The organism is Lentiprolixibacter sp. (genome assembly GCF_982873095.1).
The window spans coordinates 1-14106 of the sequence record NZ_CEYNTP010000045.1; the positions used below are offsets into that span (position 1 = coordinate 1).

At 46.8% G+C, this 14106-nt stretch carries 11 protein-coding genes; 4 read left to right on the top strand and 7 right to left on the bottom strand.

Annotated elements, in window-relative coordinates; genetic code table 11:
- The coding region (locus AC4E7D_RS04530) for a Na/Pi cotransporter family protein (protein ID WP_490172621.1) at positions 1-1477 on the top strand (1477 nt) is incomplete at its 5' end.
- 239 nt (positions 1478-1716) lie between these two features.
- Entirely contained in the window at positions 1717-2067 is a 351-nt protein-coding gene (locus AC4E7D_RS04535) for a toxin-antitoxin system YwqK family antitoxin (RefSeq protein ID WP_490172622.1), read from the top strand.
- Between the two features lie 68 nt (positions 2068-2135).
- Here AC4E7D_RS04535 and AC4E7D_RS04540 read toward each other — a convergent pair whose 3' ends face one another.
- The 3 genes from AC4E7D_RS04540 to AC4E7D_RS04550 form a co-directional block, all read right to left on the bottom strand.
- Complete coding sequence (locus AC4E7D_RS04540) at positions 2136-4403, bottom strand: inorganic phosphate transporter (RefSeq protein ID WP_490172623.1); 2268 nt, start codon at positions 4401-4403, stop codon at positions 2136-2138.
- Between the two features lie 186 nt (positions 4404-4589).
- Complete coding sequence (locus AC4E7D_RS04545; RefSeq protein ID WP_490172624.1) at positions 4590-5786, bottom strand: multidrug transporter; 1197 nt, start codon at positions 5784-5786, stop codon at positions 4590-4592.
- A 20-nt stretch (positions 5787-5806) separates the two neighbouring features.
- A complete protein-coding gene (locus AC4E7D_RS04550; RefSeq protein WP_490172625.1) occupies positions 5807-8629 on the bottom strand; it encodes a TonB-dependent receptor in 2823 nt (940 codons plus the stop codon).
- Between the two features lie 188 nt (positions 8630-8817).
- Between AC4E7D_RS04550 and dgt the strand changes: the two genes are divergently transcribed.
- Entirely contained in the window at positions 8818-10161 is a 1344-nt protein-coding gene (gene dgt, locus AC4E7D_RS04555; RefSeq protein ID WP_490172626.1) for a dGTP triphosphohydrolase, read from the top strand.
- Here dgt and AC4E7D_RS04560 read toward each other — a convergent pair.
- Together AC4E7D_RS04560 and AC4E7D_RS04565 are read right to left on the bottom strand one after the other, a co-directional pair.
- Positions 10158-11273: a DUF3078 domain-containing protein gene (locus AC4E7D_RS04560; RefSeq protein WP_490172627.1), complete on the bottom strand. Its 1116-nt coding sequence runs from the start codon at positions 11271-11273 to the stop codon at positions 10158-10160. The genes dgt and AC4E7D_RS04560 overlap by 4 nt on opposite strands.
- A complete protein-coding gene (locus tag AC4E7D_RS04565; protein WP_490172628.1) occupies positions 11263-13032 on the bottom strand; it encodes a 1-deoxy-D-xylulose-5-phosphate synthase in 1770 nt (589 codons plus the stop codon). Before AC4E7D_RS04565 ends, AC4E7D_RS04560 begins: the two co-directional genes overlap by 11 nt.
- A gap of 76 nt (positions 13033-13108) precedes the next feature.
- On the opposite strand from AC4E7D_RS04565, the gene AC4E7D_RS04570 reads away from it, so the two are divergent.
- Positions 13109-13558, top strand: coding sequence for a nucleoside deaminase (locus AC4E7D_RS04570; RefSeq protein WP_490172629.1), 450 nt, complete (start codon positions 13109-13111; stop codon positions 13556-13558).
- 47 nt (positions 13559-13605) lie between these two features.
- Here the strand turns inward: AC4E7D_RS04570 and AC4E7D_RS04575 are convergent, their stop codons facing one another.
- Positions 13606-13800, bottom strand: coding sequence for a cold-shock protein (locus AC4E7D_RS04575; protein ID WP_490172630.1), 195 nt, complete (start codon positions 13798-13800; stop codon positions 13606-13608).
- A gap of 72 nt (positions 13801-13872) precedes the next feature.
- On the bottom strand, positions 13873-14106 hold a 234-nt coding region (locus tag AC4E7D_RS04580), incomplete at its 5' end, for a hypothetical protein (protein WP_490172631.1).

Genomic DNA, 14106 nt, shown 5'->3' on the forward strand with positions numbered 1-14106 from the left:
GATCATTGCCATCCTGGGGTTTAAGGTGAGCATGAGTGCCATTGCACTTCCCCTGGTGGGGCTGGGGGTGCTCCTGACCTTTGCCAAGAAGGAAAACCTGCAGAACTGGGGTAGTTTTATTGTGGGGTTTGCGGTGCTATTTATTGGGTTGCAATTCCTCCAGGAAGCCATGCCGGATATTCAGCAGAACCCGGAGATCCTTGAGTTCCTAAGGAAGTATACCGAAGGGGGATACGGTTCCATCCTCTTGTTTATGATGATAGGCACAGTCCTCACTGTGCTAATACAGTCATCCAGCGCCACCATGGCCCTGACCTTGCTGATGACGGCTGAAGGATGGATCCCCTTTGAAATGGCTGCAGCTATGGTCCTGGGTGAAAATATCGGCACTACGATTACCGCCAACATTGCAGCCATTGTTGCGAATTTCCAGGCAAAACGGACGGCCCGGGCCCACCTGATCTTCAACTTCCTGGGAGTGGTATGGATGTTGCTTCTTTTTTATCCGTTTTTAAAGGGAATCGATTGGTTAACCCAGTTCCTGGGATCGCCATCACCCTTCGTACAGGTAGCAGCAGTACCTGTCGCCATATCCCTATTCCATACGGTTTTCAATATCCTCAACACCCTGCTTTTGGTGTGGTTCCTGAAACCTATTTCCTGGATTGTTGAGAAAGTCGTACCCGAGGTGATCCCACCGGAAAAGAAGATAGAGGAACCTAAATATCTTAGTGAGAAGATGTTGAAGTATCCGGAAACGGCAATAGCTACCCTGGAAAAAGAAACGGACTACCTGTTTAGGAATGCTATTTTTGAAATCGTTACCCATGCCCTGAATATCCACAGGCAGGATGTGTTGTCTGACCTGAAATCCAAGAAGGTAGTAAAGAAATCAGTCAGTGATTTTAAAACCGATGTGCGGGCCCTGTACCTGGCCAAGGTAAAAACCATTTACGGGGAGATCATCCGGTTTGCCTCCCGGACACAGAGTGACCATATCCTGACCCCGGAACAGAACAGGCGTATTTCCCAGATAAAAGTAGCCAACCGCAGGATGGTGGAGATTATCCGGGACGTCACAGACCTTAACCGCAATGTTTCCCGTTTCCTGGAATCCGAGAACGAACATGTCAAGAAGCAGTACAACAACTTACGGAGGATCGTGGTAAAGGCGCTGCGTGTGATCTATACTCAAACTCCGGAAACTATGGAGATAGCGAAATATCTTGGCGATCTGCAGCAACTTGAGAAAGACACCTGGGAAAGGCTGGAGCGAGCAAACATCGAAATTGATGCCTTGATCCGGAAGGATGAGATCACTACGGATATGGCTTCCTCCCTGGTGAATGACCAGGACCATGTTCACGACCTGGTGGAAAAACTAATTATCGTTGCTGAGATCCTTTATGTTGCCCTTGATCCGCTTATTGCCCACCTATCCGGCCAAAGCGAAACAACAGCCGGTAAGGTAGCATAATACCTTTTTTGAAGGTTGTCTGAACTCTGAAAAGGACAAAACGTAAGATAAACGGCAAGTATTTCTGATCTTAACCAAAACAATGAAAAATATAACTATATGATAAACAGTATATTATGCTATTAATGTAAACTTAATGTAAACAAAATGTTATATCAATATTTATTAAAAGTAAAATAATTGTATCTTTACTTCGTTAAGAGTTAGACGGTTTAGTTAAACGATTAGGTATTAGAAGTATGAAGATCATAGTAACATCGATAGCATTTTTGTTCGTTTCCCTTATATCAGCACAGGAGATCAAACCTATTTTTGAACAAGATGGAGAACAGGTAAAAGCTACTTATTTTCATGACAATGGGAAGGTAGCCCAGACAGGATCCTATGTTGATGGCAAGCTGCATGGAGAGTGGAAAATGTACAACAAAGAAGGCAAGAAAATTGCCATGGGCAGGTATGTTTTAGGAAAGAAAACAGGAAAATGGTTTTTCTGGGAAGGAGAAGGGCTTCGCGAAGTAGATTATACAGACAACAAGATTGCTAATGTCATTAAATGGACAGATGCCGAATCAGTGGTGTTGAACAAATAAGTGAATTCATTTCATAAAAAACCCCGTCGGATAGACGGGGTTTTTTGTTTTCAGTTTACTCAAGTTATTTAGTCCACCACAGCGGGTTTTATATTACTGTCGTATTCTATATAATACAGCTCAAGCAGGGACATAAGTGCGTTTATCAGGTCTTTTGTTTCGGTCAGCAAGTTGAAGTACAGCGTGGTATTCTTGGGACTGGATTCCTCACTTCGTGTCCTGTCGATCTGCCTTGTTATTTTTTCATTCACCCTGTCAAACAAGGCTTGTTTATGACCAAGTACGCCTCCTATTTCTTCGAAGGATTTATGCATGAATGCTGTTCGGGCCATTTCCAACAGATTTTCCAGTTCCACATCCAGTTCCTTTAATTCACGGATCTGACTATAGGTAAGTTTTTTGTGGTTATTATGGACGTGTTTATGACTAATCTTGCCGATATATTCCAGGGATTGGGCCATATCCTGCAGGTAATCCAGGATATTGAGATAAAAATTACTGGCCCCAACGCTCTTTTCATCGAGATTTTTGATAAAATAGAAAATGTTGTCCCTGAGGTCGTCAATTTCAGCAGATAATTTCGAAACCTGTTTTTTGCTCTTTTTAAGGAGGTCCAAATCGTGCCTTCCAAGTCCGTCTATCGCATTGGTATATATTTTATTACTTCGTTTCACCACGTTGGAAATGTTGTCCGCACTTTCCGCGATTACCCCCTGGATGGAGCTGCTTTCTGCCCGTCTCAAGCCGTCTTCGATCTTTGCCAGCCGATTCTGTTTCCTGTGATTCAGATAGTTTCGTATCAGGATGAACCCCGCAAATACCAGTAATAAGATGAGACCAATGAACCCGCCTATATGTATGAGGTAGGCTACGATAGCGGCAGCTGTGAAAGCACTTATTGCCGTAAGGAACCAGCCCCCTATTACGTTAAATACACCGGCTACCCGGTATACGGCACTGTCTGCCCCCCATGCCCGATCTGCCAGGGAAGTACCCATGGCCACCATGAAGGTAACGTAGGTGGTAGATAAAGGAAGTTTCATTGAGGTGGCGATAGAAATAAGCACACTGGCTACCATGAGGTTTACGGCTGCCCGGACCATATCAAATGCAGGTTTATCCTGTACCTTGTTTCGAGGCGTATACGTATAAGGTTGGGTGAATTGCCTGTCGATACTGTCCCGTAATCGCATCGGAAGCATGCCGTTGATGCTTTCGTAGGTTTTAATGGAAAGTTTCACCACCTGTCGGGAAAGAAAGTTAGGCTGAAATCTTTCCTGACCTTCGTCCTGACGGGAAAGGTCCACACTGGTCTGAACCACCTTACGCGCTTTTGTGGAAAACCAGAGGGTAACCACCATAACCAGGCCGGAAAATAGCAATAATAACGTGGGTGTCTTTACTGCAGCGCTGAGGCTCTCCATAGTATATGCCGTAGCCGGAATTCCGGTACCTTGCCAATCCTGGTAGGATTGCAAAGCTGCGATGGGTACTCCGATAAAATTCACCAGGTCATTCCCGGCAAAGGCCATAGCCAGTGCAAAGGTGCCTAACACAATGATGACCCTGTAGATATTGGCTTTGAATACAGCAGTTATGCCCCTTGAAAATATACTCCAGAAAACCACATTGGCAAACAGAAACAACATGGTATTCGCATTGACCCATGCATTGATGGCTCCGTCAAAAATCGCAGCACTTTTTAAGCCCTTGATCAGGATAAAATAGACAATGGCGGTAATGGCCAGTCCTCCAAAAATAGCACCTGTCCACTTTGGTTTTTCATCAAACTTGAAGGAGATCAACAGTCGGGAAACAAACTGGACGAAAACGCCAATGGTAAAGGCCACCACTACTGACAGCAGGATGCCAAAGATGATCTCTGTTGCTTTCTCTGTATTGATATAACCCGATAATTCAGCAATGCCCCCGCCAAGATCGATAATTTTAACGGTAGATATCGCTACTGCGGCACCCAGGAGTTCGAAAACGATGGATACCGTAGTGGAAGTGGGCATCCCCAGGGTATTAAAAAAATCCAGCAGCAGGATATCCGTAAGCATCACGGCCATAAAGATGATCATGATCTCGGAGAACATAAACTCTCCGGGGTTAAATATCCCCTTTCTTGCCACTTCCATCATTCCACTGGAAGACATGGCCCCCATGGCAATTCCAATACTGGCTACAATCATTATAGTACGAAAGGAAATCGCCTTGGAACCAATGGCAGAATTCAGAAAATTAACGGCATCATTGCTTACGCCAACCACGAGATCGGTGATGGCCAGTGCAGCCAGGGCAATAATCATCACCAAATACATATCTTCCCCCATCAACAAAAGAAATAAAGACAAAGTTGGAACTAATAAGGATTCCGGGTGTTAATATAAAGTTATCAATCCTAAACTCAAAGCCGACTATTGAAAAGCATAAGGAGGGATAAAAAAACCACCATGTTTTTCATGGTGGTTTTCTATTCCTTGAGATTTTGGACTATTTTATCGGTGGGCCAGGCCGAATTAGTTAATTCCTACCGTCCAACCAGCTCCCCATGTAGCAATATCGGTACCGGTGCCGTTACCATCACCGGAAATAAAATCGCCTTCGGTAAAGGTAAATCCGGTGTCGTTCTTAAGCTTGGTCACTACGTTATTGAACGTAACATCCACTACGTTTAAGAGATCATCGATTACTCCTTGTCCGGTGGGGTTGTCTCCGGTGTCACCATCCAGGTCAAAAGCTTCATCAAAGTCGTTGATTACCACATTGGTGAAAAGTCCCTGGGTCCCTGCGCGCAGCCTGATAGCTTCACTGCCGTCATCAGCACCTGCTACGGTAACGTTGGTCACATTAGGTGCAGAGAAGTAACCTCCCTCATTGCTGAAGTCTGTGTTGTACCCGTCGCATTCAAAAGCTTTGTCGTGAGAAGCTCCGTGTTGCACGTATACATCGGTAAGGGTACCTGTAAAGCCTTCGGTCCAGTCGATGGAATCATCCTCGGAATTCACGACGACCAAGTGGCTGGCGTTCACAGTTCCACCGAAGAACTCAAATCCATCGTCAGAACCTTCGAAGATCTGTACGTAGTCTATTGTAGTACCACTTCCCACGGCGTAAAGGGAAAGGCCATTAAGCTCCGCATTGCCGTCAATCGCTCCTCCTGCATACTCGATACGTACGTACTGCAGGTTACCGGAATTGTCGGTATCAGTGTCTCCTCCATAAGACAGTCCTCCTACTTCGGAAGTGGCAGTATCCGTTGAACCCACAGCAGTGGAGTTAATAGATGCCCTGCCGCAGATCACGAGTCCGCCCCAGTCCCCGGCAGCAGGGGATCCGGCGTTGGAAGTAAATACAATAGGATTACTTGCGGTACCTGCAGCATTGATCTGAGCCCCCTGTTGGATGGCGATGTAAGCATTTACACCTACAGGTTCTGCCTTAATGGTCATGCCTGCAGGAATGGTCAAGGTGGTGCCATCGGCCATGAGTACAGGTCCCGTTACTATATATTCCACTTCAGGATCTAACGTGAGGTCCTGGGTGTACACCCCACTAAGGTTTACTGTGTTGTCTCCAGGATCCGTCCCACCACCTGTGTTGTTCGTAATGTTGGTGATACTATTATCGTTAATAATAATATCTGAGGTGTCGTCGCTTTCGCAAGCTATAAATAAAGTAGCGGCGACCCCTAAAAGTAACAATCTGTTTTTCATCATTTTGCGTTTAATATGAACTAAAATTTATATTTAAGGGTTAGCCCTACGTTAACCCCAAGGTTATACTCTCGAATTACGATATCTCCAATCCCCGTGTTTTCCCTGACTAGGGAAATGTCTGGATTCAGTAGGTTGCTGGCATTCAGGTTGGCTTCGAAGTGCTCTCCAAATGCATTCCTCCATACAAAATTTAAAGTAGGCACTGCTTTTTCTACAATGTTCCCCAGGCTCCCTGCCCCCAGTGAAAAAATACGGTCTGAGAAATAGGAATACACCACGGTAGCTTTTGGTCGGTACTTACCAAATGCCGGGCTAAAATTGAGGTCTGCATTCATGATAAATGGTGAAGCGCCTTCAAGTTCGTCAGTGGTCCTGTCAAAGGAGGTTCCAAAGGTGTTTTCGGCCCCTGCAGGGATGTCTTTCAGGTCTTGCTCCGTTTTGGTGTAGGCTGCATTTAGCCCCATTGAGATTACCCCAATACCGTCAGCTGTGGAGAGCAGGTTTTTGCGTACTTCTAGTTCTATGCCATAGACCTCAGCCTTTTCTCCCGTACGGAAATATCGCTGTGTTCCTGTGGCGTCTGCAGCTACTACCCGGTTCACGGGATCATTAATGGTCTTAGCAAAAGCAGCCAGGGAGATGATTTCACCCTGATCCGGGAACCATTCGTATTTCAGGTCAAAATTGTATACATCAGAATAGGTTGGACCGTTTCCGGACAGGCCACCTAACAGATCCGGGTTTCCACCAACACGTTGGGTAACCGATTCGTAGACAAAGGGGGCAACTTCCTTGAATTCAGGAAAGGAGGCCGTTTTACTAAAAGCAAATCGCAGGTTGCTGTCTTCATTTAGTGCATACCGGATGTTAAGGCTGGGAAGGAATATGTTCTCATATACCCTCCTCGATCCGGGGTCGTCCGGACGGATATTGATCACATCATATCCGACATTCTGACTAAAGGATTCAAGACGGATCCCCGGGATAAACGACCACTTTTCGCCTGCAGAAATTTCTGCGCTTCCGAATATACCGTGCACATTAAGTACTCCCTTGTATGTATTTTCGGGCAATCCGGGACGGTTGCGGTTCCCAATCTCATTGGAAATGGGATTTAGCACAATTAGATCCCAAAGTCCTGAGCCGTCTGGAATATTGATATTTTGTACGTTAAAGATGGAGTTAAAATCGTTTACATCGGTAACAGGTGTGTTATCGCGATCCTGGATCTCATATCCATAGCGGATACTGTTGAACCTACGTTCTTTCCTTCGGCCGTTATAACCCGTATTCAGGGTTACGTTATCCGAAAGTCTAAAGCCAAGATTGAGAAAACTGTTCAATTCGTCGTCTTCAATGCTCTGAAAGAACCTTTGATTGTCAAAAGGAATATTAGTATAGAAAACAGGATTGGTGGCAGGGTCACTGTCTAAAGCCAGCTGGTAATTTTCCAGGGTAAACCGTTTTCGATCGGGTTCGTCAGAAAAAACCTTATTAAAGCCAATACCCCAGTCCAGGCTGATGTCATCCTTGAATTCGTGTTTTCCCGTCAATTGGTTGACAAAGATCATGTCCTGGTTGAACTGCACATTCATCACATAAAACCCCTGGTCGGTGTCTATGATCGCATCCCGGTTGGTACCCTGCCCTTCTACACCGTAATAGCCCACTGCATCCGTTGAGCTATTGATAAAAAGGGAATTGAAGTTGACCTTATGGTTTTCATCAATACGATATCCTATATTACCAAGGGCTGTAGTAGTGGTTTTATAGGCGTATTCCCTTACGTTGGGGAAATCCACTTTCAATACGTTGGTGAAATCCCGTGCCGGGCCTTCCCAGATCTCATAGCCGTTACTGAAACTTGCAGCACCAAAGAGACTGATCCTCGAAGCTTTACCAAAGGAACGGGAATATCCACCTTCGATTGCACCAGAGAGGTTTACCGGGTCCCAGGCCGACTGCGGGTCTACTCCATGGGATAAAATGACTGCGAAGGGATCGTTGTCATAACGATTATAAAAACCGTAGTTACTAGGACCTTCACTCCGTACAAAGTCTTCCCCGGCAGCATTGGAATTCTGTCCACTGCCCAAGGATACTTCCAGGTACCCGTCTCCTGTATAATCTTTTGAATTGATGTTAACATTACCTGCAGCAAAGTCCCCGTAAAAGGTAGAAGCATAGGCCTTGCTTACGGCTACGTTCTCAATAATGCCCGAAGAGAACAGATCCAGGTTGATGTTCTTTTTATTAACGTCGTTGGAGGGCAGGGACAGGCCATTCATGGTGGTGGTTTGATAGCGATCACCCAATCCCCGTACATATACGTTACTGGAGCCCTGTTGCTTGGAGATCCCGGATATCTGTGCTACCGCTCCTGCGGCATCGTCAATTCCCTTTAAGGTAAGGGCCTCGGCGCTAACGGCTTCTTCCATAAGCAGGGACTTCTTTTGTTCGAGAAGCAGGGCAACCTCAGAATCTTCCCGGGTGGATATGGTGACGACTACTTCATCCAGGCTTACACTTCCGGCTCCCAAGGCCGCATCTACCCGTGTTTCTTTATCTGCTTCAACGACTACATTGGCGACTTCCAGAGTTTCATAGCCCAGGAAGCTGAAGACCAGGGTATAAGTGCCCGGTTCAACCCTCGGGAATTCGTACAAGCCGTCGAAATCTGAAGTAGTCCCTTTGGAAGTGCCTTTAATCAGTACGTTGGCAAAGGCAAGGGGTTCATTGTTAGCGTCTTTGTCGGTAAGCAAACCCACAATACTACCGTTTTCCTGGGCAAAAGATACCCCTGTTAAACAGAGTAATACAAAGGTTAGTAGTGGTTTCATCCAGAGGCTTTTCATTTTCTGTGGCAAAGAAAGCCTTAGGGTGTAAAGCTCTTGTTAGCTGTAGGTTAAACCTTTTGATGTTTTGTGTTACGAAATGGTTATGGAATGAAGTCAATGTTAAGCCGTAGGAAATCCCTTTCCCTTTTGTCCGGGCCAAAAGATGTAACTTGCGGGTTTAATGGATTCAAATGAACTGGGAACAACTACTTTCACTAAAACGATACGGAGATACCAATAAACGATTGCGCAGGGAACAAGACCCTACACGGCTGGGGTTTGAAGTGGATTATGACCGGGTGATCTTTTCCGCTGCCTTTCGCAGCCTGCAGGATAAGACACAAGTGATTCCCCTGTCCAAAACTGATTTTGTCCACACCCGCCTTACCCACAGCCTGGAGGTTTCTGTGGTGGGCCGTAGCCTGGGACGTTTGGTAGGTCAAAAACTGTTGAAGGTGCATCCCTACTTGCAGGAAACACATGGCTACCACTTCAATGATTTTGGGGCGATTGTGGCCGCTGCAGCCCTTGCCCATGACATCGGGAATCCACCGTTCGGGCACAGCGGTGAAAAGGCCATAGGTGAGTTTTTCACAACAGGTCCGGGAGCACAGTATAGGGACATCCTCACGGATAAGGAATATGAAGATCTGGTAAGTTTTGAAGGGAATGCCAACGGTTTCCGCTTGCTTAATGAGTCCAGGGAAGGGGTACCCGGGGGCCTGCGACTGAGCTATGCCACCCTGGGGGCTTTTACCAAATACCCTAAGGAGTCCCTGCCGAAAAAGCCAACAAAACACATCGCTGATAAGAAATATGGCTTTTTTCAAACTGATCGGCATTCTTTTAAAGAAGTAGCTGAGGAATTGGGGCTGATGAAAAGGGGTGATGGCAGTTCCCTTTCCTATGCACGGCACCCACTGACCTATTTGGTCGAGGCGGCAGATGATATTTGCTACACCATTATCGATTTTGAAGACGGGATCAACCTGGGACTGATCCCTGAAGAATACGCCCTGGAATACCTGATAAAACTGGTGAAGGACAACATAAATACCAATAAGTATAATAGTTTGGTCCATATGCAGGACCGACTGAGTTACCTCCGGGCACTGGCGATCAACACGCTGATTGTGGACGCCGTCCGTATCTTTATGGAGAATGAAGATAAAATACTAAAAGGTACATTTCCAGTAGCCCTGTTGGATAAAAGTCAGTATAAAGCCCAGATTGCAGACATTATTGACCTGAGCATCACACGGATCTACCGGTCTGAGGAAGTGATTGAAAAAGAAATTGCCGGGTATCGCATCCTGGCAGATATCCTGGAAGTGTTTACTACGGCTTTAATACGCGAGAAGCAGGGCAAAGCTTCCAATTACGACCGTCTGATGATGGGGATACTGCCTTCGGTATTCCGTAAAACATCGGGAAGTACCTATGAGATCCTGCTGAACATCTCAAGTTATGTGGCCAGTTTGTCTGATGGTGCTGCCGTACATATTCACAATAAGATTACCGGTAAAACGCTCTAGAAGTTATAGGTAACCCCCACACCCAAAAGCTGTTTGAATTGTATCCTGGGTTCCCCCGGATCGATAATGGTACCGTCATCGGCCCGGACCTCATTGAACAGGATGTCGTCATCATAGATGATCTGGGTACCGATATTGGCTTTTATGTATGAATTCACCTGCAGGTTGAAGTTCAGTTCCCAGTCGATATCCACATTTCCAAAAGACCTAAGGTAATCCGTGTACAGGTTAAGTCGGTGGTCCATGATCACATTCCTGGCAATTTCTGTTTTCCAGGTGTTGTTGATCAGGATCCCAAATTCAATAAAGGTATTTTCCCCCGGGGTAATGATATTTCCTGCAGCATCACGTTCCGCCTTCTTCACACCAAATGCCCCCGCATTGGCCAGGTCCGGGTCCAGCACAAAGGTGGCTTTGAGTGAGGTAGGGGAGAGGTAAAGGTTAAAGCCCTTTCCTTCCGGGATATAAGAGGTTCCCGCTCCGAAGAATAAATATCCCGGGGCCATAAACCTGGAAATGGGGGTGCTGCGGTCCGGGTATTTAAAACCATTAGAAATTTGTGTATTGAAGTTGGCTTTTACCGAATAGTACCAGTAATTGAGCGTATCCCGGCGATACCCAATGGTGGAGCTCAAGCGGATGGCATCATCGGTCTTGCGCAACTTTCTTCCTTCCTGGGCATTGACCCCATAACGGATCACTAAGGAATTGTCCCATTGGAAGTACCGGAACTTGTAATTTCGTTCAAAATTCAGTCCTCCAAGGGCGGAAACCGAGTTATCACCCCCTGCGTTCCAGTTGACAAAAGCCACTTCGCTCAGGTTGAGGGTAAATTCGTTTTCCTTGGTCCAGAAGGAGGGGGTCTTGAATTTTTTCCTCCTTTTAGTAAGCGGTTTGGTGCCCTTGAAGGTAAGTTTGGGCACCGTCAGGTTCACCCCCCTGGGGATGTTCCTGATCTTATATTGCTGCGCCCGGATAACGATGGTGTCTACCACCGTAGTGTCTACCTCGGCTTCCGGCGGAATGGTATCCTGGCCATTCACTTCCCCTGGTACCAGTAGCAGCAGGCCTAACAAGGCAAAGGTGATGGTATAGACGACCCTAGAGCACATCGATTATTTTTTGGATTTCCTTTCGGATCTGTTCCCTGTGCAGCCCGGCCAAACGGTGTAATTCTTCCACCGGACCGTGCTCAAGGAAGGTATCGGGTACCCCCAGTGTCCTGATCGGCAGGGTATATCCCTTTTCTCTGGCATATTCCATGACAGCACTTCCAAAGCCCCCCGCCTTGCTGCCGTCTTCAATGCTCAGGACGCTGCGGTATTCAGCAAATACCTTGTCTAACAATTGGGTATCCAGGGGTTTTGCAAAGCGCATATCGTAGTGCCCTACCTTAGCCCTGTACTTCTCTTCCCGGATGAGGTGGGTGACTTCGTTCCCTAAAGGTCCCAGGCTGAGCACGGCGAGTTGATCACCTTTTGCCAATTCCCGACCTTTCCCCATTTCAATTCTTTCAAAAGGGAGTTGCCATTGCCGGGTTACCCCACGCCCCCTCGGGTAGCGGATAGCAAGAGGATGGGAAATCCCCAATTGTGCCGTGTACATCATATTCCGGAGTTCCACCTCATTCATGGGGGCGGAAATCACCATGTTGGGAATGCACCTGAGGTAAGCAATGTCGTATACTCCATGGTGTGTAGCCCCGTCTTCCCCTACCAATCCGGCCCGGTCCAGACAGAAGATCACGGGCAGGTTTTGCAGGCATACATCGTGGATGATCTGGTCGTAAGCCCGTTGCAGAAATGTGGAATAGACGTTGCAAAAAGGGATCAGTCCCGAAGTGGCCATCCCCGCTGCCAGGGTAACGGCATGTTGTTCGGCAATACCCACGTCAAAAGCCCTTTCCGGGAGGGTTTCCATCATGAATTTCATGGAACTTCCTGTGGGCATGGCAGGGGTGATCCCAACGATTGTGTTGTTCTTTTTTGCCAGTTCCACCAGGGAATGCCCAAAGACATCCTGATACTTTGGATATTCCGGTTCCTCTCCTGTGATCAGGGCACCGGTATCCTTGTCAAACCTTCCAGGGGCATGATAGACCACCTGGTTTTCTTCAGCTTTTTTTAATCCTTTGCCCTTGGTGGTGCTGACATGCAATAATTTGGGTCCGTTCATTTCCTTCAGTTCCCCCAGTACCTTCAATAATCCGGGCAGGTCATGCCCATCAACCGGACCCGTATAGTGAAAGTTCAGGCATTCGAAGAAATGCTCCCCACCGTTGGTCCCTGCTTTGGCCCTGTTCAAATAGGCTTTAAGGGCCCCAACGCTGGGATCGATGCCAATAGCATTGTCATTGAGTACAATCAGTACATCTGTATCGGCAACTCCCGCATGGTTAAGGCCTTCAAAGGCCATTCCGCTGGCTATGGAGGCATCTCCGATAACAGCTATGTGTTTTCTTTTTGTATCCCCCTGTATTTTAGCTGCGAGGGCCATACCCAGAAGGGCTGAGATGGAGGTGGAACTATGCCCGGTGCCAAAGGGGTCAAATTCACTTTCGGACCTGCTGGGAAAGCCACTTATGCCACCCACCTGCCTGAGGGTTTCGAAGGCTTCCTTGCGTCCGGTGAGTATTTTATGACCGTAAGCCTGGTGCCCCACATCCCATATAAGTCGGTCGAACGGGGTATTGTACACATAATGCAAAGCGATGGTTAATTCTACCACCCCTAAACTGGCCCCCAGATGCCCTTGTTTGGCCGCAACGATATCGATGATAGAGGTCCTCAATTCCCTGGCCAGCTCCGGGAGCTGTTCAGGGCGGAGTTTACGAAGTTCCTCTACCGAGTTGATATGTTCCAGTAGTCTCATTGGCGGGCACAAAGGTACATTAATTTGGTGTTTCCCTTAGATTCTCGGCTTACTTAAAAGTGGTATTTTTGTAGCTATGGAATTTAAGCTAGACGACTCCTATTTTATGAAAAAGGCCATTCAGGAAGCCGAGATCGCCTTTGAAAAAGGGGAGGTGCCCATTGGGGCTGTCATCGTGGTTCAGGACCGCATCATCGCCAGGGGGCATAACCTTACGGAACAATTGCACGATGTAACTGCTCATGCCGAAATGCAGGCCATAACGGCCGCATCCAATTTCCTGGGGGGAAAATATTTGCACAACTGTACCCTGTATGTTACACTGGAACCCTGCCAGATGTGCGCCGGGGCCTTGTATTGGAGCCAGATTTCGAAAGTGGTGTTTGGGGCCTATGACCCGCAGCGGGGATTTACAGCCATGGGGGGGCAACTGCATCCAAAGACCGAATTGGTGGGAGGCCTTATGGAACAAGAAGCCGGGGAACACATCAAGCGTTTTTTTATTCAGAAAAGAAACCTGAATTAAAAAACCCCGGGGGTTCCCGGGGTTCAATACGGTCAAAATAAAATATATTAGCCGATCACTTGCACTTGTGCAGCGACCATCCCTTTTCTTCCTTCTTCTTCTTGGTATTCTACTTTGTTTCCTTCCCTAAGCTCCACTCCGTTCAATGCCGTAACATGAACGAAAATGTCCTTACCCGTCTCATCGTTGGTAATGAACCCGTAACCTTTGGATTCATTGAAAAATTTAACTGTTCCAGTCATGTAAAAAATTTAAAATAATAATATTCGAAGTTAATACTTTATGAAGGGATTAGGGCAATGAATACAAAATAATTAAGAATCGCCCTGCCTTTTTTCCTTTTTCTCCCGCATTTTCCGGATGTTTTCATCGGTTAGCATATAATCTTTTACTTTTTTGCCTTTGCTCTCCTTTATCAGGAAAAGGGGCATGGCCACCAGGAATAAACCCACAGTTCCAAAACCGATGTACTTATTGGCCAGCGGCAATTGCTCGTCCTTTATGGAAAACCCATATATGATGGAACCAAAAGAAGCAAGTACCACCAG